The organism is Pseudomonas zhanjiangensis (assembly GCF_041027545.1).
GTDB lineage: Bacteria > Pseudomonadota > Gammaproteobacteria > Pseudomonadales > Pseudomonadaceae > Aquipseudomonas > Aquipseudomonas zhanjiangensis.
The window spans coordinates 266,293-287,752 of sequence record NZ_JBFTEG010000004.1 but is presented as its reverse complement, the minus strand read 5'-3'; the positions used below and the strand labels follow the sequence as shown (position 1 = coordinate 287,752).

Annotated in this window: 17 protein-coding genes, 1 tRNA gene and 1 rRNA gene; 13 read left to right on the top strand and 6 right to left on the bottom strand. The window is 67.9% G+C overall.

Translation table 11 applies throughout. The features are described 5' to 3' along the window. The first annotated feature begins 3 nt into the window (after nucleotides 1–3). Nucleotides 4–119, top strand: a 5S ribosomal RNA gene (gene rrf, locus AB5S05_RS08265). Nucleotides 120–681: 562 nt separating this feature from the next. Here the strand turns inward: rrf and AB5S05_RS08260 are convergent. Continuing rightward, nucleotides 682–758: transfer RNA gene (locus tag AB5S05_RS08260), tRNA-Arg, on the bottom strand. A gap of 436 nt (nucleotides 759–1,194) precedes the next feature. On the opposite strand from AB5S05_RS08260, the gene gabD reads away from it, so the two are divergent. From gabD to AB5S05_RS08225, 7 genes are all read left to right on the top strand, one after another. After that, on the top strand, nucleotides 1,195–2,643 hold the full coding sequence (gene gabD, locus AB5S05_RS08255) for an NADP-dependent succinate-semialdehyde dehydrogenase (RefSeq protein ID WP_369287024.1): 1,449 nt from the start codon (nucleotides 1,195–1,197) through the stop codon (nucleotides 2,641–2,643). A gap of 171 nt (nucleotides 2,644–2,814) precedes the next feature. Beyond that, entirely contained in the window at nucleotides 2,815–4,095 is a 1,281-nt protein-coding gene (gene gabT, locus AB5S05_RS08250) for a 4-aminobutyrate--2-oxoglutarate transaminase (RefSeq protein ID WP_369287023.1), read from the top strand. Between the two features lie 180 nt (nucleotides 4,096–4,275). Next, entirely contained in the window at nucleotides 4,276–5,253 is a 978-nt protein-coding gene (arsS, locus tag AB5S05_RS08245; protein ID WP_369287022.1) for an arsenosugar biosynthesis radical SAM (seleno)protein ArsS, read from the top strand. A 104-nt stretch (nucleotides 5,254–5,357) separates the two neighbouring features. Continuing rightward, complete coding sequence (locus AB5S05_RS08240; protein ID WP_369287021.1) at nucleotides 5,358–6,737, top strand: sodium:solute symporter; 1,380 nt, start codon at nucleotides 5,358–5,360, stop codon at nucleotides 6,735–6,737. Further along, nucleotides 6,737–7,702, top strand: coding sequence for a hypothetical protein (locus tag AB5S05_RS08235; RefSeq protein WP_369287020.1), 966 nt, complete (start codon nucleotides 6,737–6,739; stop codon nucleotides 7,700–7,702). The genes AB5S05_RS08240 and AB5S05_RS08235 overlap by 1 nt, the downstream gene beginning before the upstream one ends. Beyond that, on the top strand, nucleotides 7,699–9,840 hold the full coding sequence (locus AB5S05_RS08230) for a dihydrolipoyl dehydrogenase family protein (RefSeq protein WP_369287019.1): 2,142 nt from the start codon (nucleotides 7,699–7,701) through the stop codon (nucleotides 9,838–9,840). Before AB5S05_RS08235 ends, AB5S05_RS08230 begins: the two co-directional genes overlap by 4 nt. Then, the gene (locus AB5S05_RS08225; RefSeq protein WP_369287018.1) at nucleotides 9,840–10,556 is read left to right on the top strand and encodes a DUF3047 domain-containing protein; all 717 of its coding nucleotides are present in this window, start codon (nucleotides 9,840–9,842) and stop codon (nucleotides 10,554–10,556) included. Before AB5S05_RS08230 ends, AB5S05_RS08225 begins: the two co-directional genes overlap by 1 nt. 1 nt (nucleotide 10,557) lies before the next feature. Here AB5S05_RS08225 and AB5S05_RS08220 read toward each other — a convergent pair whose 3' ends face one another. Genes AB5S05_RS08220 through AB5S05_RS08210 form a run of 3 tightly spaced genes read right to left on the bottom strand, consistent with a single transcriptional unit; the run spans nucleotide 10,558 to nucleotide 12,564 of the window. Beyond that, a complete protein-coding gene (locus AB5S05_RS08220) occupies nucleotides 10,558–10,722 on the bottom strand; it encodes a rubredoxin (RefSeq protein WP_369287017.1) in 165 nt (54 codons plus the stop codon). Then, nucleotides 10,719–11,438 carry an NAD(P)H-dependent oxidoreductase gene (locus AB5S05_RS08215; protein WP_369287016.1) on the bottom strand — a complete coding sequence of 240 codons (720 nt, stop codon included), beginning with the start codon at nucleotides 11,436–11,438 and terminating at the stop codon, nucleotides 10,719–10,721. Before AB5S05_RS08215 ends, AB5S05_RS08220 begins: the two co-directional genes overlap by 4 nt. A 55-nt stretch (nucleotides 11,439–11,493) precedes the next feature. Beyond that, the gene (locus tag AB5S05_RS08210; protein ID WP_369287015.1) at nucleotides 11,494–12,564 is read right to left on the bottom strand and encodes a fatty acid desaturase; all 1,071 of its coding nucleotides are present in this window, start codon (nucleotides 12,562–12,564) and stop codon (nucleotides 11,494–11,496) included. A 103-nt stretch (nucleotides 12,565–12,667) separates the two neighbouring features. Here AB5S05_RS08210 and AB5S05_RS08205 point away from each other — a divergent pair, with 103 nt between their 5' ends. The 4 genes from AB5S05_RS08205 to AB5S05_RS08190 all read left to right on the top strand — a co-directional run bounded on the left by AB5S05_RS08205 (nucleotide 12,668) and on the right by AB5S05_RS08190 (nucleotide 18,335). Beyond that, on the top strand, nucleotides 12,668–13,681 hold the full coding sequence (locus tag AB5S05_RS08205; protein WP_369287014.1) for an AraC family transcriptional regulator: 1,014 nt from the start codon (nucleotides 12,668–12,670) through the stop codon (nucleotides 13,679–13,681). Then, nucleotides 13,678–14,757, top strand: a complete 1,080-nt coding sequence (locus tag AB5S05_RS08200; RefSeq protein ID WP_369287013.1) for an FAD-dependent oxidoreductase — start codon at nucleotides 13,678–13,680, stop codon at nucleotides 14,755–14,757. Before AB5S05_RS08205 ends, AB5S05_RS08200 begins: the two co-directional genes overlap by 4 nt. A gap of 130 nt (nucleotides 14,758–14,887) precedes the next feature. Continuing rightward, a complete protein-coding gene (locus AB5S05_RS08195; protein ID WP_438943554.1) occupies nucleotides 14,888–16,549 on the top strand; it encodes a methyl-accepting chemotaxis protein in 1,662 nt (553 codons plus the stop codon). A 472-nt stretch (nucleotides 16,550–17,021) separates the two neighbouring features. Next, nucleotides 17,022–18,335, top strand: a complete 1,314-nt coding sequence (locus tag AB5S05_RS08190) for an NAD(P)/FAD-dependent oxidoreductase (RefSeq protein ID WP_369287011.1) — start codon at nucleotides 17,022–17,024, stop codon at nucleotides 18,333–18,335. A 103-nt stretch (nucleotides 18,336–18,438) separates the two neighbouring features. Here the strand turns inward: AB5S05_RS08190 and AB5S05_RS08185 are convergent, their stop codons facing one another. Further along, the gene (locus AB5S05_RS08185; protein WP_369287010.1) at nucleotides 18,439–19,182 is read right to left on the bottom strand and encodes a hypothetical protein; all 744 of its coding nucleotides are present in this window, start codon (nucleotides 19,180–19,182) and stop codon (nucleotides 18,439–18,441) included. A gap of 141 nt (nucleotides 19,183–19,323) precedes the next feature. Next, nucleotides 19,324–19,950, bottom strand: coding sequence for a class I SAM-dependent DNA methyltransferase (locus AB5S05_RS08180; protein WP_369287009.1), 627 nt, complete (start codon nucleotides 19,948–19,950; stop codon nucleotides 19,324–19,326). A gap of 152 nt (nucleotides 19,951–20,102) precedes the next feature. Here AB5S05_RS08180 and chrA point away from each other — a divergent pair, with 152 nt between their 5' ends. Further along, entirely contained in the window at nucleotides 20,103–21,452 is a 1,350-nt protein-coding gene (gene chrA, locus AB5S05_RS08175; protein WP_369287008.1) for a chromate efflux transporter, read from the top strand. Nucleotides 21,453–21,460: the final 8 nt, after the last annotated feature.

Below are 21,460 nucleotides of genomic sequence, written 5' to 3'. Positions count from 1 at the left end.
TTGCTTGACGACCATAGAGAATTGGAACCACCTGATCCCATCCCGAACTCAGTAGTGAAACGATTCATCGCCGATGGTAGTGTGGGGTCTCCCCATGTGAGAGTAGGTCATCGTCAAGCTTCTAAAACCAAACCCCCCAGCCGCTAACGCAGCTGGGGGGTTTGTCTTTGCGCGGGAAAAAGGTACCGCCGGGGCAAGAGAGGCATAGCCATTGCCGACTTAGCATCCGTTAATCCGATCGGAGGCAGGCCTGGGAATTCAACTCAGACGCACAGGCAAGATCCCCGCAATATCGAGTCCCGTTGCGGCCAGATGCTCGTCTTTCGAGGTTTCCGGTAGGCAGTCTATCGTCGCGTATCAGACGCAGTACACGGGCGAAGTTCTTCAGTGCAGCAAAGGCCCTGTCGCGATTCGCAGAGTGCTGTTGCCCTCGCAATGCTTTCTTGCTGGGCCGGTCAGCCCTTGCTCGGAGGCGCAATACTGAATAAGGGCCAGAGCAAGACTGGCCTGATCGTCTGTCGTTTGCGTCTTGCATGGGGGCGCAGCGCTATCCGCAGATCAATATCTGTCGAGGCCTGTTGGCCGAACACTTCTTTGCTGCTGTCTCTCGCGCGTCTGCGCGCGATTGCGGGGGGGGGGGGCTTGGACAAGCAAGGCTTGTGCTGGCCTAAGAGGGGAAGATGGCGCACCAGGCGGGATTCGAACCCACGACCCCTGCCTTCGGAGGGCAGTACTCTATCCAGCTGAGCTACTGGTGCGGCGCGGGCGCAATCATACCCATCTCCTGGCCTGGCGTCCATGCTGGCGGTCTGCACCGGTTGGCGACGCGGTCGGACTGGTAGAGGGCAGATCCAGTTGCGTTTCCTGTCTAACCTTAGAGGTTAAGGAGCGCGGGAGACTTGGCGCAAACTGCAACTTTTCGATGCCTGAGTCTCGGAGGGGGCATTTGAGTCAAAATATCGTTAATTTTTTCGAACAGGCTATTGCCCTTTGCGTGGTTGGACCCTAGGATTCGTTTGAGATTTCAAACATTCTTGCGGGAATCGTTCGGAACTTCGTGCACGGCAAGTCGCTCGAATTTTCAAAGGCCAGCAAGGCGCAGCGTCAGGCTGCATTCTACTGCTTTGGGCAAGGGCCCATGACTCCACCAGCTACCGTCCGACGCCAGGGTGTCGGGATATGAAGGAGACAGCAATGCAATTGAAAGACACCCAACTGTTCCGCCAGCAAGCCTTTATTGATGGTGCTTGGCTCGACGCGGAAAGCGGTCAGACCATTCAGGTCAACAACCCAGCCACTGGCGAGATCCTCGGCAGCGTACCCAAGATGGGTGCGGCCGAAACCCGCCGTGCCATCGAAGCGGCCGACCGTGCCCTGCCGGCCTGGCGTGCGCTGACCGCGAAGGAGCGCGCGGCCAAACTGCGCCGTTGGTACGAGCTGATGATGGAGCACCAGGATGATCTGGGTCGCCTGATGACCCTGGAGCAGGGCAAGCCGCTGGCCGAGGCCAAAGGCGAGATCGCCTATGCCGCCTCCTTCATCGAGTGGTTCGCCGAGGAAGCCAAGCGTGTCTATGGGGACGTCATCCCCGGCCATCAGCCGGACAAGCGCCTGATCGTGATCAAGCAACCAATCGGCGTGACCGCCGCCATCACCCCGTGGAATTTCCCGGCGGCGATGATCACCCGCAAGGCGGGCCCGGCGTTGGCTGCCGGTTGCACCATGGTGATCAAGCCGGCCAGCCAGACGCCGTTTTCTGCCCTGGCCATGGCCGAGCTGGCCGAGCGCGCGGGTATTCCCAAGGGCGTCTTGAGCGTGGTGACCGGCAGCGCCGGAGAGGTTGGCGGCGAACTGACCAGCAACCCCATCGTGCGCAAGCTGAGCTTCACCGGCTCCACCGAGATTGGCCGTCAGCTGATGGCCGAGTGTGCCAAGGACATCAAGAAGGTGTCCCTGGAGCTGGGCGGCAACGCACCCTTCATCGTGTTCGACGACGCCGACCTGGACAAGGCGGTTGAGGGCGCGCTGATCTCCAAGTATCGCAATAACGGCCAGACCTGCGTCTGCGCCAACCGCATCTACGTGCAGGACGCCGTCTATGATGCCTTCGCCGAGAAGCTGGCCGCCGCCGTTGCCAAGCTGAAGATTGGCAACGGCCTGGACGAGGGCACCACCACGGGTCCGCTGATCGACAGCAAGGCCGTGGCCAAGGTCCAGGAGCACATCGCCGATGCTCTGGGCAAGGGTGCCAAGCTGCTCACCGGTGGTAAGCCCCATGCTCTGGGCGGCAGCTTCTTCGAGCCGACCATCCTCACCGACGTGCCGCTGAGCGCGGCGGTGGCCAAGGAAGAGACCTTCGGCCCGCTGGCGCCGTTGTTCCGCTTCAAGGACGAGGCCGAGGTGATTGCCATGTCCAACGACACCGAGTTTGGCCTGGCCTCCTACTTCTACGCTCGCGACCTGGGCCGGGTGTTCCGCGTGGCCGAGGCCCTGGAATACGGGATGGTGGGCATCAACACCGGGTTGATCTCCAACGAGGTGGCGCCGTTCGGCGGGGTCAAGGCGTCGGGACTGGGACGCGAAGGCTCCAAGTACGGCATCGAGGATTACCTGGAGATCAAGTACCTCTGCCTCGGTATCTGATTCTAGACGGGGCAAAACCCGAAAGAGCGGGTGGCGCCCCAGCTGTGCTCGCATGAACCGTACCGAGCCTCCGCAAAGCCTGCGCAGTCGATCATCGAATGCGGCGCAGCGCCTTTGCGGGGGCCTTCATCCTTGAACTGCGCCGACCGATGAGCGGCCGATGAGGAAGCCATGAGCAAGACCAACGAATCCCTGATGCAACGCCGCACTGCCGCCGTTCCGCGCGGCGTGGGCCAGATCCACCCGATCTTCGCCGACAAGGCCGAGAACGCCACCGTCACCGACGTCGAGGGCCGCGAGTTCATCGACTTCGCCGGCGGTATCGCCGTGCTCAACACCGGTCACCTGCACCCGAAAGTGGTGGCGGCGGTGCAGGCGCAGCTGAGCAAGCTGACCCACACCTGCTTCCAGGTGCTGGCCTACGAGCCCTACGTCGAGCTGTGCGAGAAGATCAACGCCAAGGTCCCGGGCGACTTCGCCAAGAAGACCCTGCTGGTCACCACCGGCTCCGAGGCGGTGGAGAACTCGATCAAGATCGCCCGCGCCGCCACCGGACGCGCCGGGGTGATCGCCTTCACCGGCGGCTACCACGGCCGCACCATGATGACCCTGTCGCTGACCGGCAAGGTCAATCCCTACTCGGCTGGCATGGGCCTGATGCCGGGCGGCGTCTACCGCGCCCAGTACCCCTGCGAACTGCACGGCGTCAGCGTCGACGACGCCATGGCCAGCATCGAGCGGGTGTTCAAGAACGATGCCGAGCCGCGTGACATCGCCGCCATCATCATCGAGCCGGTGCAGGGCGAGGGCGGCTTCTATGTCGCGCCCAAGGCCTTTATGCAGCGCCTGCGTGCCCTCTGCGACCAGCACGGCATCCTGCTGATCGCCGACGAGGTGCAGACCGGCGCCGGTCGTACCGGCACCTTCTTCGCTATGGAGCAGATGGGCGTGGCCGCGGACCTGACCACCTTCGCCAAGTCGATCGCCGGCGGCTTCCCGGTGGCCGGCGTATGCGGCAAGGCCGAGTACATGGACGCCATCGCTCCCGGCGGCCTCGGTGGTACCTATGCCGGCAGCCCGATCGCCTGCGCGGCGGCCCTGGCGGTGATGGAGGTGTTCGAGGAAGAGCAGCTGCTGGAGCGCTGCCAGGCCGTCGGCGAGCGCCTGGTCAGTGGCCTCAAGGCGATCCAGAGCAAGCACAAGGTGATCGGTGACGTGCGTGCCCTCGGAGCGATGATCGCGGTGGAGTTGTTCGAGGACGGCGACCAGCACAAGCCGGCCGCCGCCCTGGTGGGCCAGGTGGTGGCCAAGGCGCGCGACAAGGGCCTGATCCTGCTGTCCTGCGGCACCTACGGCAACGTCCTGCGCGTGCTGGTGCCACTGACCGCCCCGTACGCCCAGCTGGACAAGGGCCTGGCGATCATCGCCGAGTGCTTCGACGAACTTGCCTGAAGGCTCACCAGCCAGGCATGTACTTAGACCCGCTCTGGCGGGTCTTTTTTTGCGTAGCGACAGCCCGCCGCCATGCTGCCGGCATCTCTGCATGACCGGCTGGCACTGGTGTAGATCGCCCGGCTGTAACAAATCCCGGACTTCAGGCTCAATAGGCTATCCGTTCCGAGGAGCTGTGCGATGCACGCCATGCTGCCCCTGCTCGATCAGCTGGCTTTCCCGCCCATCCGCCGGGGTGCGCTGGAAGCCTTGCAGATCAACCTGACCTATCGCTGCAACCAGCGCTGCCTGCACTGCCACGTCAACGCCGGGCCGACCCGCTCCGAGGCGATGAGCGACGACAGCCTGGCGCTGCTGCACCAGGTCATCGACGCCCATCCGGTGCAGACCCTCGACCTCACCGGCGGTGCGCCTGAGATGCACCCGCGCTTTCGCGAGATCGTCCGCCATGCGCGGCGCGAGGGCCTGCGGGTGATTGACCGCTGCAACCTGACCATCCTCGGCGAACCCGGCTACGAAGACCTGGCCGGGTTCCTGGCCGAGCAGGGCGTGGAAATCACCGCCTCGCTGCCCTGCTACTCGCGCGATAACGTCGATGCGCAGCGCGGCGACGGGGTGTTCGATGCCAGTATCAAAGGCCTGCAGCAGCTCAATGCCCTGGGTTACGGCCAGGCCGGTTCGGAACTGGTGCTCAACCTGGTCTACAACCCCCAGGGGCCGCGCCTGCCGCCGCCCCAGGCGGCGCTGGAGGCCGATTACAAGCGTCACCTGCTCGAAGACTTCGGCATCGCCTTCAACCATCTGCTGTGCATCACCAATCAGCCGATCGCCCGTTTCGGCAGCACCCTGGTCAGCAAGGGCCAGTTCAACGCCTACATGCAACTGCTGCGCGACAGTTACCGCGCGGAAAATCTCGACGGCCTGATGTGCCGCAGCCTGGTCAGCGTCGACTGGCAGGGCTATCTGTACGACTGCGACTTCAACCAGATGCTCGATCTGCCCTTGCAACTGCAGGGTCAGCTGGTCGGCCGCGAGCGTGCCCACCTGCGCGACCTACTCGACGCCCGCCTGGCCAACAACCCCATCGTCACCCGCGACCACTGCTTCGCCTGCACCGCTGGCCAGGGTTCCAGTTGCGGCGGCGCCCTCAATGACTAAAACGGGTGTAGGGTGCGCCGTGCGCACCAGGGCAGTTCGCAGTCTCTGGTGCGCATGGCGCACCCTGCGGGCTGGTGGCGCCCTCAACTGATAAGGATTGACGTATGGATGGAAGCGGCGTGATCGGGCTGTTTTTCTGGGGGTTCCTGCTGCTCTATGGGGGGCTGATGCTGGCGCTGGCGCCGCGTGCGGTGACTCTCGGCGGCTTCTTCCAGGGCGAGGACGGCCAGGGCCGCAGCGCCGCGCCCTGGTTGCTGACCTCGAGTATCTTCATCAGCTGGATCTTCGCCAAGTCGGTCACCAACGCCGCCAACCTCGGCGCCAGCTATGGCCTGGTCGGTGGCCTGGCCTACGCCACCTACTGGCTGTCGATCCCGCTCACCGGCCTGGTGATCTATCGCCTTCGACGGCGCTTTGCCGCCACCGGCCTGGTCGGCTTTTTGAGCAGCCACTACGGCCGCGGCGCGGCCCTGGCCTTCTCCGCCGCCATCCTCATTCGCCTGTTCAACGAGGTGTGGAGCAACACCGCGGTGGTCGGCGGCTACTACGGCGACTCCGGCAGCGCCGAGTTCATCGGCGCTGCCCTGCTGTTCACCGCCGTGACCCTGGGCTACAGCCTCAAGGGCGGGCTGCGCAGCTCGATTCTCACCGATGCGGCCCAGGCCGCGATCTTCCTCGCCGCCCTGGTCTGGGTGCTGGGACTGGTACTACCGCAGCATTCGCCGGAAGAGCTGGCCAGCACCAGCCACTGGGCCCTGGACGCCGGGGTCGACCTGCTGCTGGTGGCCGGCCTGCAGGTCTTCAGCTACGGCTTCCACGACCCGGTGCTGACCGACCGCGGCTTCATCAGCGAAGAGAAGAGCATGCGCCGCGCCTTCATCGTCGCCGGCGCGCTGGGCTTCGTCGCCATCCTCGCCTTCAGCCTGATCGGCGTGCACGCCCAGCTGACCGGCCTGGCCGCCTCGGACAACGTGCCGGCGGCCCTGGCCAAGAGCCTGGGCGTGGCGGCGCTGCTAGTGATGACGGTGGTGATGGTCTCGGCCGCCGGCTCGACCCTCGACTCGACCTTCTCCAGCCTGGCCAAGTTGGCCGGGCGCGAGCTGCCGCTGCTGGCCGGGCGCGACCTGGGGCAGAAGGCCATTGGCCTGGGCATGGCGGTGATGGTGCTGTTCGCCCTGCTCGGCAACCTGCCGATGATCGCCGGCACCGACATCCTCAAGGCCACCACCATCAGCGGCACCATGGTCATCGGCCTGGCCCCGGTGTTCGTTCTCCACGGCCTGGTGCGGCCGACCCGGCTGGGCTTTCACCTGAGCTTCTGGTGCGGCATCGGCCTGGGTCTGGCGCTGACCCTGGACCTGATTCCCCAGGCCTGGGCCATAGGCGAGGGCAAGTACGCCCTGCTGCTGGGCACCAACTTCTATGGCCTGGGTCTTTGCGCATTGGGCTATCTGTTGCCCAGCCTGCTGCGGGAGCGCAGCTGATGCGCGCCGGGCGTGACTGCCCGCTGGACTACCGCCTGGGCGCGCAGGCCTTCGCCGGTGAGCCGCTGCTTGAATGCGCCAGCCTCTATGTGATCGGCGGGCTCTATGGCAATCGCCAGGCCTTGGCAGCGTTGGAGCGCCTGCTGGCCGCCGAGCCGGGGGCGCGGGTGCTGTTCAACGGCGATGCCCACTGGTTGGACCGCGACCCGGCAATCTTCCAGGCCGTCGAACAGGGCCTGGCCGCGCACCTGGCCCTGCGCGGCAACGTCGAGACCGAACTGGGCCGGGCGGCCGACAGCGGCGCCGGCTGCGGCTGCGCCTACCCGCCCAGCGTGGCCGACCAGGTGGTGGAGCGCTCCAACGCCATCCAGGCCGAACTCAAGGCAACCGTGCGGCGCCTGCCGGGCATGGCCGCGCGCCTGGCGGCGCGGCCGGCCTGGGCACGGGTCAGTGTTGGCGGCCGCGCGGTCGCCATCAGCCACGGCGACGAGCGCTCCCTGGCCGGCTGGGGCTGTTCCCGCGAGGCGCTGGCCGATGCCGGGCGCCGCGCCGAGCTGGACGCCTGGCTGGCCGCTAACGCCATCGAGGTGCTAGCCACCAGCCATAGCTGCGCGGCCGTGGCCCTGGACCTGAACCATGGTGCGCTGATCAACAACGGTGCGGCCGGCATGCCCAACTTCGCCGACGGCCGCTATGGGCTGGTCAGCCGCATCGCCACCTCGGCCCATCCGGCGGCGCTGTACCGCTGCCAGCGCGACGGCCTGTTTATCGAGGCGCTGCCTTTGAACTACCAGCACGACGCCTTCCTTGCCGAATTCGACCGGCAGTGGCCGGCCGCCAGCCCGGCGGCGCTGTCCTACCGCGGGCGCATTCTCGGCGCCGGCCTGGAACCGGCTTCGGCCGCCCTGCTCGGCGGCTTTTCCTTGTGTCCAACCCCCTGTGCGCTGGAGGCGCCCGCCGGATGAATGTCCGCAAACTCGTGCTGCTGGTACTGATCCTCGCGCTGATCGGCGCCTTCTTCTACTTCGATCTGGGCCAGTACCTGGACCTGCAGCGGATCAAGGCTGAGCAGGCGGCGCTCGATGCCCAGGTCGCGGCTCACCCGCTAAAGGCCCTGGGCCTGTTCTTTCTCGCCTATGTCGCGGTCACCGCCCTGTCGCTGCCCGGGGCGGCGCTAATGACCCTGCTGGCCGGCGCCCTGTTCGGCCTGCTCGAAGGGCTGGTGCTGGTGTCCTTCGCCTCCACCCTGGGCGCCAGCCTGGCCATGCTCAGCAGCCGCTTCGTGCTGCGCGACTGGGTGCGCAGCCGCTTCGGCCGGCGCCTGGAGAAGATCGACGCCGGCATCGAGCGCGAGGGGTCCTTCTACCTGTTCGCCCTGCGCCTGGTGCCGGTCTTCCCGTTCTTCCTGATCAACCTGGCCATGGGCCTGACTCGCCTGCCGCTGCGCACCTACTGGTGGGTCAGTCAGATCGGCATGTTGCCCGGCACCCTGGTCTATGTGAATGCCGGACGCGAACTGGCGCAGATTGATTCCCTGGGCGGCATCCTCTCGCCTGGGCTGCTCGGCGCCTTCGCCCTGCTCGGTCTGTTCCCGCTGCTGGCGCGCAAGCTGCTTGAGCTGATCAAGGCGCGGCGGGTGTATGCCGGCTGGCAAAAGCCCGAGCGCTTCGAGCGCAACCTGCTGGTGATCGGCGCCGGCTCCGGCGGCCTGGTCAGCGCCTATATCGCCGCGGCGGTCAAGGCCAAGGTCAGCCTGGTGGAAAAGCACCGGATGGGCGGCGACTGCCTGAACACCGGCTGTGTGCCGTCCAAGGCGCTGCTGCGTTCGGCCAAACTAGCCGCGGAGCTGAACAAAGCCGAGGCCCTGGGATGGCGTGAGGTGTCCGGCGAGGTGGATTTCGCCGCCGTGATGCAGCGCATCCAGCGGATTATTGGCCAGATCGAACCGCACGATTCGGTCGAGCGCTATGAGGGCTTGGGCGTGGAGGTGATCAAGGGCCAGGCGCGCCTGACCTCGCCCTGGACGGTCGAGGTCGACGGCCGGACCCTGAGCAGCCGCGCCATCATCATCGCCGCCGGGGCGCGGCCACGGGTGCCGGATCTGCCGGGCCTGGAGTCGGTCAGCTACTACACCTCCGACAGCATCTGGACCCTGCGCCAGCAGCCGCGGCGGCTGCTGGTGCTCGGTGGCGGGCCGATCGGCTGCGAGCTTGCCCAGGCCTTTCAGCGCCTGGGCAGCCAGGTCACCCTGGTGCAGCGTCGCGAACACCTGCTGCCGCACGAGGACGGCGATGCCAGCGAGTTGGTGATGGCCGCCCTGCGCGGTGATGGCGTCGACCTGCGCCTGGGCTACCAGGCCGAGCGCATCGAGCAGGCCGGCGGCGAGGCGCGGCTGATCGCCCGCCGCCGCGACAACGACGAAGAGGTGGCCATCGGCTTCGACTGCCTGCTGCTGGCCCTGGGCCGGGTGGCCAACGTCGAGGGCTACGGCGCCGAGGAGCTGGGTCTGACGGTGCGCGACAACGGCACCCTGGAAACCGACGACTACCTGGCCACGCGCTTTCCCAACATCTATGCGGTGGGCGACGTCACCGGCCCCTACCAGTACACCCATTTCGCCAGCCATCAGGCCTGGTACGCCGCGGTCAACGCCCTGTTTCGCGGGTTCAGGCGCTTCAAGGCCGACTACCGAGTGATCCCCCACTGCACCTTCACCGCCCCCGAGGTGGCGCGGGTCGGCCTGTCCGAGGGCGAAGCGAAACAGCAGGGCATCGACTACGAGGTGACGCGCTACGACCTCGAGGATCTGGATCGGGCGATCGCCGACGAGGCCGCCCGGGGCTTCGTCAAGGTCCTCACCGACCCGGGCAAGGACCGCATCCTCGGCGTCTGCATCGTCGGCGAGCAGGCCGGCGAACTGCTCGCCGAGTATGTGCTGGCGATGAAGCACAAGCTGGGCCTGAACAAGATCCTCGGCACCATCCACAGCTACCCGACCCTGGCCGAGGCCAACAAGTACGCCGCCGGCCAGTGGAAACGCGCCCATGCGCCCGAAGCTCTATTGCGCTGGGTCGCGCGCTTTCACCAATGGCGCCTGGGCTGATGCGTGCGCTCTGGTTTGCGCTGTTATTGACGGCGCCCTTGGTTCAGGCGGCAGCGGACAATGCCCTGACGCCCTGGATGGCCGGACCGCCGGCCGGCGACTGGTCGGCGCCGTGGCACGTCGCCGACATTCCTGGGCTGGCCGCGCCGAGGCGCCAGCTGGTCGAGCAGGACGGCCGCCTGGTCCTGCACATCGAGGCCGATGATGCCGCCGGCGGCCTGCTGCACCCGCTGGACCTGCCCGGCGACCGACCCTGGGTTCTGAGCTGGCAGTGGCGCACCGAGCGGCGTCTGGAGCAGGCACGCTTCGCCACTCGCGAGGGCGACGACTATGCCGCGCGGGTCTATGTGCTGCTCGACTACCCGCTCTCCAGCCTGGCCTTCTTCGCCCGCCAGAAGCTGCGCCTGGCGCGCACCTTCTATGACCCCAAGCTGCCGGCCAAGACCCTGACCTATGTCTGGGACAATCGCCAGCCGCCTGGCAGCCAGGCGCCTAGCGCCTATGCCGAAACCGTCGAGATGCTGGTACTGCGCGGCCCCGAGGCGCCGCTGGGGCAGTGGCTGACGGAGAGCCGCGACCTGCGCAGGGATGCCATCGCCGCCTTCGGCAGCGCGCCGCGGCGCATCCTCGGCGTGGTGTTCGCCGCCGACAGCGACAACACCGGCGAGCGCGCCGACAGCTACTTCGCCGCGCCGCGCCTGGTCGAGGCGCCCTAGCTCAGAGCTCGCGCATCTCGAAGTCGGCCTTGCATACCCCGCAATCCGGGCACAGCCAGTCGTCCGGCACCTCGCTCCAGGGCGTGCCGGCGGCGATGCCCTCGTCCGGCCAGCCGCTGGCCTCGTCGTAGATCAGGCCGCAGACGATGCAGATCCAGGTCTTCATGCCGGTACCTCATGGTGCAGGGGGTGAAGGTGGTGGTCGAAGTCGGCCAGCGACGGCATCGCCAGCGGGGTCAGCCGGTCCAGATCGAGCAGGTGCTTACGGTACTCATCGAGGAGCTGGCGGCGCGCCGACTCGTCGATATAGGGCACGTGGTAGGCGGCGAACGGCGGCAGCACGCTGAGGCCGGTGTAGGCCAGGGTGCCGCGTAGCAGCGGGCGCAGCATCAGCTCCAGTTCGCCATGCACGGCGGTTTCACCGGCGAACATATGCGCCTGGGCGCCAAGGGTGAAGCTCAGCAGCGCGCGTTTGCCGGCCAGGCCGCCGCGATCGTAGAAGCGTCGGCCGCCGTAGCAGGCGCCGGAGACCAGCACCCGGTCGATCCAGCCCTTGAGCAAGGCCGGCACCGAGCACCAGTACAGCGGGAAGTTGAGGATCAGCAGGTCGGCCCAGAGCAGCTTGTCCAGCTCGGCGGCGATGTCCGCTGCCAGCGTGCCGTGCTCGACGGCATGGCGCTGTTCGAGGGCGTAGACCAGGTAGTCGGGGTCGCTGCGCTCAAGGAAGTCGGTGGCCGAGGCCAGCGGGTTCCAGTGCATCGCATGGAGGTCGGAGCACTGCACCGCATGGCCGGCATCGCTCAGCGTGGCGACGGCCAGGTCCTTCATGGCGCTGCAGAACGACCGAGGTTCGGGGTGGGCGTGGACGATCAGGACGTTCATCGGCAAATTCGCGTAAAGGCTGGGGGAGGGCGCGGCCGCGCGGCCGCGCCGCGGTTCAGGCGGCCTGGGTCTGCGCCGCCGGTTGCGCTTCGCTGGTGCGGGTCCAGCGGTTGGCCCGGGCGAAGGTGCCGACGTCGTTGAAGCGCACGCCCATCTCGCGCATTACCCGGTGGGCGAAGGGCACCGTCAGCTGGCGAATGTAGAAGGGCTCCTTGACCACGAAGTGGTGGATCGCGTGGCTGCTGCCGAAGTTGAAGCAGAACGCCTGCAGCGGCCACAGCCACCAGGGATTGAGCACCTGGGTCTGCTGGATCACGTTGCCCGGCTCGACGTCGCCGTAGTAGTGCATGTTGGAGCTGACGAAGTGCAGGCAGAAGGTGCGCAGCACGTTGGGCCCGACCAGCACCACCACGGCGCTGTCGACGATGTTCATGGTCTCCAGGGTGCTCGCCGACCAGGCGATAGGCGCGCCTAGGGCGCCAGCGGCGAAGTCGACCAGGTGGAAGCCGAGGAACAGATACCAGGTGCCCCAGTTGAGCAGCGCCAGCGGCGCATAGACGCGCAGGGTGCGCCACAGGATGGCGCGCTTGTGCGCCCAGGTCGGCGCCCGCAGCGTGCGGATCAGCGAGGCCATGACGTTGTCGCCGACCATCAGCAGGCGCGCCAGGCCCCAGGGCTCGCCGTTGGTGATGGCGCGCTCCTCCAGGTCCTGCTCGCTGCCGGAGACCTTGTGGTGGTTGAGGTGCAGGTGGCGGCGGATCCACGGGTTGATGGTGCTCGGCCGCGCCAGCCAGACCAGCGCCAGCATCAGGTTGTGCGGCACCCGGCGCTTGCGGAAGTACATCGAGTGGATCAGGTCGTGCTCCAGCTCGTGGGTCAGCGAGGCGAAGAAGGCATTGAGCAGCAGGCACGCCCACCAGGCCAGCACGCCGCCCAGGTACAGCGCCGCCGAGCCGAGCATGCCGGCCAGGGCGAAGGCCAGGATGCCGGCGCCGAGGGCGTCCTGATGCTGCAGGAGGGGGTAGCGCCGGCGCAGTTCGGCGCCGTGGGCCATCACCGTCTGGCGAATATGCGCGGATCGCTGCGCATCATTCATCGCGGCAACACTTGCGGGGGAAAGGGACATGCCTACATCCTCTGGTTCTTGGACAGTGACGCCACTGTGCCGCGCCGGCCGCCGTCGCGCCCGACCGAGCACGCCAACCTGTTGACCGGATGCGCCAACCTGCATGACTGCCGAACCCACCACCCTGGCCAGCTGGACCCGCGCCCTGCGCAAGCAGCTCGACGCCCTCGGCCTCGATAGCGCCGCGCTGTGCCGCCAGGCCGGGCTCGAGCCGGAGCTGCTCGATGCGCCCAACGCGCGCTGCCCGCTGTCGGCCACCACCCGCCTGTGGCAGCTGGCGGTGGCGGCCAGCGGCGATCCGGCGCTGGGACTGAAGACCTCGCAGTTCGTCAGCGCCACCACCTTTCACGCCCTCGGCTACGCGCTCAACGCCAGCAGCAGCCTGCGCGAGGTGTTCGAGCGCATCGTGCGCTATCACCGGGTGGTCAGCGATGCGATGGAGCTGGAGTTGCGCGAGTGCGCCGACTGCTACGAGTTCCGCTTCCGTGCGCCGCCCGGCAGCCCGCCGCCGGCACCCGAGGCGCTGGATGCCTTCGCGGCGATCTACGTGCGCAGCTGCCGCAACCGCCTGGGCCGTGATTTCGCCCCGTTGGCGGTCTACCTGCAGCGCCTGGCGCCTGCCGACCCGGCGCCCTGGCACGCGGTGTTCCGCGCGCCGCTGCACTTCGCCGCGGCGGAAAACCTGCTGCGTTTCCCACGCGCCGCATTGGAGCAGCACCTGGACGACGGCAACCCGGAGCTGGCCGAACTCAACGAGGCGGTGCTGGAGCGCAACCTCGCCCAGTTGCAGGCGGCTTCCTGGGCGCAGAAGGTGCGCGCCTGCCTGCAGGCGCAGCTGCCGGACGGCGAGCCCTCGGCCGAGCGGGTGGCGCAGAGCCTGCACCTGAGCCTGCGCAGCCTGCAGCGCCACCTGGCCGACGAGCAGTGCAGCTACGAGAGCCTGCTGGCCGACACCCGCCAGAGCCTGGCGCTGCAGCACATGCGCGATCCGCGCTGCTCGATCAGCGAGATCGCCTACCTGCTCGGTTTCGCCGACACCAGCAGCTTCAGCCGCGCCTTCAAGCGCTGGACCGGCCAGGCGCCGAGCCAGTACCGCGACGGCCTGGAGCAGCCATGAGCGACTTCGACCTGCTGCTGCTCGGTGCCGGCCACGCGCACCTCGGCGTGCTGCGGCGCTGGGCGCTGAACGAGCGCCCGCCAGGACGCATCGGCCTGCTCAGCTCCGGCTGGGAAGCCTGGTATTCGGGGATGCTGCCGGGCCTGCTGGCCGAGCGATTCAGCGCGGCGGACTGCCAGGTCGAGTTGCAGCCGCTGTGCCGCGCGGCCAAGGTCGAGCTGCTGATCGGCCAGGCCGAAGCGCTGGACACGGCGCAGCGCCGGGTGCGCCTGGCCGATGGCAGTACCCTGGCCGCGAGCTGGCTGTCGCTGAATGTCGGTGCCGACGTCGCCCGCCCGCCACAGCAGGGCGAGGCCATGCAGCTGCTGGCGGTCAAGCCGTTCGCCGACTTCCTCGCCGGCTGGCAGGCCTGGCAGGCCGATCCACAGCCGCTGGCGATTCTCGGCGGTGGCGCCGCCGGGGTCGAACTGGCCCTGGCCCTGGCCGACCGGGTGCCGCAGCTGGCGCTGTTCTGCGCCGGCCCACTGCTGGCCGGGCACAATGCCGGCCTGCATCTGCGCGCCCTCGGTCATTTGCGTCAGCGCCGGGTGCAGGTGCGCGAGCACTGCCCAATCGAGCTGATTGACGGCGACCAGCTGCTCAGCGGCGGGCAGCCGGTGTGGCGCGGCTCGCGCCTGCTCCTGGCCAGCGGCGCCGCGGCGCTGCCCTGGCTGGCGCAGAGCGGCCTGGACTGCGACGAGGGCGGCTTCGTGCGCATCGGTGCGACCCTGCAGAGCCTGTCCCATCCGCAGATCCTCGCCGTCGGCGACTGCGCCAGCCTGCCCGGGGCGCGCAAGAGCGGGGTCTATTCGGTGCGCATGGCGCCGGTGCTGGCGGCCAACCTCGGCGCCTTGCTGCGCGACCTGCCGTTGCGCCACTACCGACCGCAGCGGCACGCCCTGGCGCTGCTCGCCACCGGCGACGGCGGGGCCCTGCTCGGCTGGCGCCAGTGGAGCGCCGGCGGTCGGCTCTGCGGGCGCTGGAAGGACTATCTGGACCGCGGCTTTATCCAGCGTCACCGCCTTTGCGGTCAGTGATCTGCGACCAAAGTGTCATGGCCCCGGAGCGGTTTGCGTGATCGAATCGGCTCCTGCGCGAACCCTTTCCCCCGGCTTATCGCTCTGCTGAAACCGCGGCCCGGCGGCCAGCCGCGCGCTGGCATCGGTCATGCGCGCCCAGGGGCGCAGCGGCCGTTTGGCCGCCCCAAGAATAACGAGGTCTGCCATGAATTCTGCCTTTTCTCGCATCCCGATGGCCTGCCTGCTGCACGCGTTCGGTCTGGCCGCGTTGATGGCGGCCTATCAACAGCTGGCGCTGCCGGGATACGTGAGCATCCCGTCGTTCCTGCTGCTGGCGCTATGGCCCTGGTTCGGTCCCTGGCGCGCGCGCGCGGCCTGCGGACCGCAAGGGCAGGCCGAGGAGGCGGACTTCACCCGCCTGAGCCGCAGCCTGTCCCAGCACACCTGCCATAACGCCCTGTCCGCGGCCCAGGTCGGCGGCGCGGTGCAGCAGCTGGCCGACAAGCTCAAGTCGCAGCTGCTGGCGGTGGAGCAGATCAGCCAGGGCGCGGCGGCCATCACCGATACCGAGCAGGACAGCGCGCTGCGCGCCGAACAGACCCTGGCGGCGGCGCAGAGCGTGCGTCAGAGCAGCGCCGCCGGTCAGCAGGCGCTGCAGCAGACCATCGCCCGGATGCAGCAGCTGAGTGCGCAGACCGCCGCCAGCCGCGAACTGATCGACGGCCTGAGCAGTCGCACCGAGCAGATCGAGCAGGTCACCCTGGTGATCCAGTCGATCGCCAGCCAGACCAACCTGCTGGCGCTCAATGCCGCCATCGAGGCGGCCCGCGCCGGCGAGCAGGGCCGCGGCTTCGCGGTGGTCGCCGACGAGGTGCGCAGCCTCGCCGCGCGCACCGCCAGCGCTACCGAGGAAGTCGGCCAGATGGTCAGCGATATCCGTCAACAGAGCGCGGCGGTGGTGGCGCATATCCAGGAGCAGGCCCGCGAGCTGGATGCGGCCGCCCAGCAGGTCGAGCAGACCGGCGCGCAGTTGCACGGCATCGCAGAGCTCGCCGTGGATGTGGAGCAGCAGGTGGCGCAGATCAGCGCCGGTACGGCGAGCAATCACGAACGTCTGGCCGACCTGTCCGTCGCCGTCGGCCAGCTGCGCGGCGACGTGCACGCCAGCGAGGAACAGACCCGTCAGCTCGGCGTCGCCGCCGCCCAGTTGGTCGACCAGGCCGAGACGGTGAGCGAGAAGCTCGCCGAGGTGGGCCTGGACGACTATCACCAGCGCGTCTATGACCTGGCCCGCGAAGGCGCACAGGCCATCGCCGCACAGTTCGAGGCGGACATCCAGGCCGGACGCACCAGCCTTGGCGACCTGTTCGATCGTCACTACCAGCCCATCCCGGGCAGCTTCCCGGCCAAGTACAAGACCCGTTTCGACGGCTATGCCGACCAGGTCCTGCCGGCCCTGCAGGAGCCGCTGCTGGCGCGCCACGAAGGCCTGGTATTCGCCATCGCCTGCACCCCGGAAGGCTACGTGCCGACCCACAACAACGCCTTCAACCGGCCGCCCTGCGGCGACCGCGCCGTGGACACCGCCAAGAGCCGCGGCAAGCGCCTGTTCAACGACCGCACCGGGATCCGCTGCGGCAGCCACCAGAAACCGCTGCTGCTGCAGACCTATATGCGCGACACCGGCGAGCTGATGCATGACCTGTCGGTGCCGATCCATGTGCAGGGCCAGCACTGGGGCGCGCTGCGGGTGGGCTACAAGCCCGAGCCACAGCGGATGGTCGGGCAACGGCCCAGGAGCGCCGCCTAGGCCGAATGTTTAGCGCTCTATAAACTGAGCATGTGAGAAATACGATTTAACGCATGCATGGCGCTGTGCGAGCCTCCTGCTTCATGAACTTGCCAGCGCCAGTTTCCCCGTCTTTTCTCGTTCGCCCTGTCCCCCGGCGGCTGCGCAGTCGCCTCGGCGCCAATCGGCTCAACCCCCTGCTGACCATCATCCTCGCCTTCTGGGCCCTGTGGCACTGCCGCCATGCGCGCCCGCCGGATGCCGCTCTCACCGCCATCTGAATAGTCCGGCGGCCCGTTTGCCGCCGCCGATCCGATAGCCGTTGCCCCGTGTCGGCGGCAGCGAGAGTCGCCCTGTCATTCGCTGTCTCGCAGGGCGCCGAGGAACCTCTCGCGCGCAACCCCGTTATCGAAACGCCTGGCACACCCGAACATTTTCCCGGGCGGCTGCGCGCCCATCGGCGCGCAGCCGCCGCAACCACAAGGACAAGACGATGAACGCCATCACTTCACCGGTCATTGCCGCCGCCGAGCGCAGCCCCTCCTACTACAGCGCCAGCCTCAACCAGGAAACCGACTACCCGACCCTGCAGGGCGAGGTCAGCGTCGACGTGGCGATCATCGGCGGCGGCTTCACCGGCGTGGCCACCGCGGTGGAACTGGCCGAGCGCGGCCTCAGGGTGGCGATCGTCGAAGCCAACAAGATCGGCTGGGGCGCCACCGGGCGCAATGGCGGCCAGGTCACCGGCAGCCTGTCCGGTGAAGGGGCGATGCACAAGCAGATGCGCAAGACCCTCGGCGCCGAGGTCGAGGACTTCATCTGGCACCTGCGCTGGCGCGGCCACCAGATCATCAAGAGCCGGGTGGCCAAGTACGGCATCCAGTGCGACCTCAAGCATGGCCACCTGCACGCGGCGATGAAGCCGGCGCACATGGACGAGCTCAAGGCCTCCTACGAGGAGGCGCTGCGCCGCGGCATGGGCGACGAGGTGTGCCTGCTTGACGCCGCCGGCATGCGCGCGCACCTGGACAGCGACCTCTACTGCGGGGCGATCAAGAACAGCCGCAACATGCACCTGCACCCGCTCAACCTGTGCATCGGCGAGGCCAAGGCCGCCGAAAGCCTCGGCGCGCTGATCTTCGAGCACTCCGAGGTGCTGGAGATCGTCCACGGCGCCAAGCCGGCGGTGGTCACCGCCCAGGGCCGGATCAATGCCAGGCAGGTGCTGCTGGCCGGTGACGTCTACCACAAGCTCGAGCCGAAGAAGCTCAAGGGCATGATCTTCCCGGCCATGGGCGGCATCGTCACCACCAGGCCGTTGGGCGAGCTGGCCAGGCAGATCAACCCGCAGGACCTGGCGGTGTACGACTGCCGCTTCGTCCTCGACTACTACCGTCTGACCGCCGACGGCCGCCTGCTGTTCGGCGGCGGCGCCAACTACTCGGGGCGCGACTCGCGCGACATCGCCGGCGAGCTGCGCCCGGCCATCGAGCGCACCTTCCCGGCGCTCAAGGGCGTGGAGATCGAGTTCCAGTGGAGCTGCGCCATGGGCATCGTGATGAACCGCATCCCGCAGCTGGGCAAGCTGTCGGACAACGTCTGGTACTGCCAGGGCTACTCCGGCCACGGCGTGGCCACCACCCACATCATGGGCGAGATCATGGCCAACGCCATGAGTGGCGACCTGGAGAAGTTCGACACCTTCGCCGCCTGCAAGCACATCAAGGTGCCGCTGAGCGACCAGCTGGGCAACCCGATGCTGGCGGTCGGCATGTGGTACTACGGCCTGCTGGAAAAGCTGCGCTGAGCACGCGTCTTTGCTCGGCCTGCGGCCGAGGCCGAGGGGAGGCGTCGCGCTGTCGGCGCGGGCGCAAAACCGCGCCTGAGCGCCCGTCAGCGGTTCCGTGGCGCTAGTACATCGCCATCCATTGGCTGGTCATGGCGCGGCTGTGACGGTCCACGGTGGTCGGCGCGAAGGGCCGGCCGGAGACGCTGGCCAGGGTGTTGCTCTTGCTGTTCATGTCGCTCAACGCCGCCTTCAGGTATTCCCAGCGCATCTTCAGCTTGGCGATGCGTGGGTCCTGCTGATCGTCCAGTAGCGCCAGCTCCTGGTCGACCGCCGGCACCAGCAGGCGCTCGTCCTGGCCGAGGTAGGTGTCGGGCTGTTCGCGGGCGATCTCGAAGGTGCCGATGTAGGAGCGGCTGAGGTACTGCACGGCCAGGTATTCGATCTTCGCCGACAGCTCGCTCTCGCCCTCGCGTGGCAGCTGGCGGGCGGCATGCAGGAAGTCGCGCAGCGCCTTGCTCAGCTCCTGGGGGTAGCCCCAGGGAACGTCTTCCTCATTGGGGCCGAAGGAAACACCACGGCGCAGTTGGGTAACAAGCTGCAGGTGGCTGCTGCGCAGCGCGTCACTGCTCTGCGCCAAGCCCTGCAGCGCGGCGGCCAGGGTCTGGATGTCGCTCTCCAGGCGTGCCTGGTGGTTCTTCTGGAAACCCTCGCCACGTAACAGCAGCAGGCTGCTAGTGGCGCGGCTGGCGTAGACCTGGACCTGCTCCTGGGGGCTCACGGCCTCGGCGTAGGCCAGCGGCGCGAGGCTCGCCAGCAGTCCAATCGTCCAGACAAAGAAATTTCGAATCAAAGACTTACAACACATTCCGGTGCGCTCCTGATTTTTATTGTGAGCAGTGCGGATCAAAGTCAGTGGCCTCGATGGACCGGCTACAGGGTACTGCCTCGTGGCCGCACGGAAATGACCCGAAAGAGTGATTTCGTCGCGACCCGCCGGCGAGTCGCGCTAGGGGCGGCGCCAGACGCTGGCCAGCCAGGGCTGTTGGGCGCGCGGCAGCCCAGGCGGGCGGTAGTAGTGCGCCAGCTCGTCGAAGCCGGCGTCGTTGAGCAGCGCGCGCCAGTGCGCCAGGTCGTAGTAGGCGCCATAGCGGTCGCCGTTGAAGCCCTCCTGGTTGGCGCCGCGCGGGTTGGAGCTGAACAGCACGCCGCCGGGCTTGAGCGTGGCGTGCAGCTGGCCGAGCACCCGCGGCAGCGCCTGGCTGGGAATGTGGAACAGCGAGGCGTTGGCGAAGACGCCGTCGAAATACGTCGGCGGCAGTTCCAGGGCGAGGAAATCCTGCTGCCACACCTGGCAGCCACTATCTTGTCTGGCCATTTCGACGAAGCGCGGGCAACCGTCCAGGCCGATCGGCTCGTGACCCAGGGCCTTGAAGGTACGCAGGTCGCGGCCCGGGCCGCAGCCGAAATCGAGGATGCGGTAGGGCGCCTCGCCCTGGATGGCGTCGAGCAGAGCGGCGATGTTCTGGCTGACGTCGTGATCGCCGGTGCCCGCGCGGAACGCCTGCGCGTGGTCCTGGTAATGGGCCAGGGTCAGGCTGCTGATCTGGGCGAGCTGGTCGGGGCTGAGGGGCATGGGGTCTGCCTGATGAAGAGGGCCAATGGCCCATTAGACCCCATCTCGGCGCCGCTGGCTGGGCTCTGGTGGCGCCGGCGCCGCTGTCATCAAGGGACGCTGCGCTCGGGTTATAGTGCGCCGCATTGTTCAACTCAGCGGACTGGCCAGCCATGCCCCCGAACCCTCCACCAGCACAAACGCCCCCTGCCGTCAGCCTGTTCGAGGCCTTCGTGTTCTGGCTCAGGCTCGGCTTGATCAGCTTTGGCGGGCCGGCCGGACAGATTTCGATCATGCACCAGGAGCTGGTGGAGAAGCGTCGCTGGCTGTCCGAGCGGCGTTTTCTGCACGCGCTGAACTACTGCATGCTGCTGCCGGGGCCGGAAGCGCAGCAACTGGCCACCTACATTGGCTGGCTGATGCACCGAAGCTGGGGTGGGGTGATCGCCGGCGTGCTGTTCGTGTTGCCCTCGCTGCTGCTGCTGATCGGCCTGTCCTGGGTGTATATCGCCTTCGGCGAGGTGCCGCTGGTGGCCGGGATCTTCTACGGGATCAAGCCGGCGGTCACTGCCATTGTGGTCCAGGCGGCCTCTCGCATCGGCGCCCGGGCATTAAGGAACCACTGGCTGTGGGCCATTGCCGCAGCCGCCTTCGTCGCCATCTTCGCCTTCGACCTGCCCTTCCCGCTGATCGTCCTGGGCGCGGCGCTGCTCGGCTACTTGGGCGGGCGGCTGTTGCCGGAGCAGTTCAGCGTCGGCGGTGGCCATGGCGCGGCAGCCAGCCGCCATGGTCCGGCGCTGCTCGACGATGACAGCCCGCCGGCACCGCATACTCGCTTTCGCGCGTCGCGCCTGGCCCTGCTGGTGCTGGTCGGCGCGCTGCTCTGGCTGTTGCCGATGGGCCTGCTGTGCGGCCTGTATGGCTGGCAGGGGACGCTGACGCAGATGGCCTGGTTCTTCACCAAGGCGGCGCTGCTGACCTTCGGCGGCGCCTACGCGGTGCTGCCCTATGTCTACCAGGGCGCCATCGGCCACTACGGCTGGCTGAGCCCGAGCCAGATGATCGACGGCCTGGCCCTGGGCGAGACCACGCCGGGGCCGCTGATCATGGTGGTGGCCTTCGTCGGCTTCATCGGCGGCTATGTGCAGCAGCTGTTCGGGCCCGAGCAGGCGTTCCTCGCCGGTGCGCTGGCGGCCTGCCTGGTCACCTGGTTCACCTTCCTGCCCTCGTTCCTGCTGATCCTCGCCGGCGGCCCGCTGGTGGAATCGACCCACAACCAGTTGCGCTTCACCGCGCCGCTGACCGGCATCACCGCCGCGGTGGTCGGGGTGATCCTCAACCTGGCGCTGTTCTTCGCCTACCACGTGCTCTGGCCGCAGGGTTTCGCCGGCGCCTTCGACTGGCCGTCGGCGCTGATCGCCCTGGCCGCCGCCGTCGCGCTGCTGCGCTACAAGCGCGGGGTGATCGAGGTGCTCGGCGCCTGCGCCCTGGCCGGGCTGCTGGTGCACCTGACGCTGGCCTGAGCCGCGCC

What these genes read in the sequence shown, in the direction of transcription:
- gabD (WP_369287024.1), top strand. Translation starts at nt 1,195, where the DNA reads ATGCAATTGAAAGACACCCAACTGTTCCGCCAGCAAGCCTTTATTGAT.
- gabT (WP_369287023.1), top strand. Translation starts at nt 2,815, where the DNA reads ATGAGCAAGACCAACGAATCCCTGATGCAACGCCGCACTGCCGCCGTT.
- arsS (WP_369287022.1), top strand. Translation starts at nt 4,276, where the DNA reads ATGCACGCCATGCTGCCCCTGCTCGATCAGCTGGCTTTCCCGCCCATC.
- AB5S05_RS08240 (WP_369287021.1), top strand. Translation starts at nt 5,358, where the DNA reads ATGGATGGAAGCGGCGTGATCGGGCTGTTTTTCTGGGGGTTCCTGCTG.
- AB5S05_RS08235 (WP_369287020.1), top strand. Translation starts at nt 6,737, where the DNA reads ATGCGCGCCGGGCGTGACTGCCCGCTGGACTACCGCCTGGGCGCGCAG.
- AB5S05_RS08230 (WP_369287019.1), top strand. Translation starts at nt 7,699, where the DNA reads ATGAATGTCCGCAAACTCGTGCTGCTGGTACTGATCCTCGCGCTGATC.
- AB5S05_RS08225 (WP_369287018.1), top strand. Translation starts at nt 9,840, where the DNA reads ATGCGTGCGCTCTGGTTTGCGCTGTTATTGACGGCGCCCTTGGTTCAG.
- AB5S05_RS08220 (WP_369287017.1), bottom strand. Translation starts at nt 10,722, where the DNA reads ATGAAGACCTGGATCTGCATCGTCTGCGGCCTGATCTACGACGAGGCC.
- AB5S05_RS08215 (WP_369287016.1), bottom strand. Translation starts at nt 11,438, where the DNA reads ATGAACGTCCTGATCGTCCACGCCCACCCCGAACCTCGGTCGTTCTGC.
- AB5S05_RS08210 (WP_369287015.1), bottom strand. Translation starts at nt 12,564, where the DNA reads ATGTCCCTTTCCCCCGCAAGTGTTGCCGCGATGAATGATGCGCAGCGA.
- AB5S05_RS08205 (WP_369287014.1), top strand. Translation starts at nt 12,668, where the DNA reads ATGACTGCCGAACCCACCACCCTGGCCAGCTGGACCCGCGCCCTGCGC.
- AB5S05_RS08200 (WP_369287013.1), top strand. Translation starts at nt 13,678, where the DNA reads ATGAGCGACTTCGACCTGCTGCTGCTCGGTGCCGGCCACGCGCACCTC.
- AB5S05_RS08195 (WP_438943554.1), top strand. Translation starts at nt 14,888, where the DNA reads ATGCGCGCCCAGGGGCGCAGCGGCCGTTTGGCCGCCCCAAGAATAACG.
- AB5S05_RS08190 (WP_369287011.1), top strand. Translation starts at nt 17,022, where the DNA reads ATGAACGCCATCACTTCACCGGTCATTGCCGCCGCCGAGCGCAGCCCC.
- AB5S05_RS08185 (WP_369287010.1), bottom strand. Translation starts at nt 19,182, where the DNA reads ATGTGTTGTAAGTCTTTGATTCGAAATTTCTTTGTCTGGACGATTGGA.
- AB5S05_RS08180 (WP_369287009.1), bottom strand. Translation starts at nt 19,950, where the DNA reads ATGCCCCTCAGCCCCGACCAGCTCGCCCAGATCAGCAGCCTGACCCTG.
- chrA (WP_369287008.1), top strand. Translation starts at nt 20,103, where the DNA reads ATGCCCCCGAACCCTCCACCAGCACAAACGCCCCCTGCCGTCAGCCTG.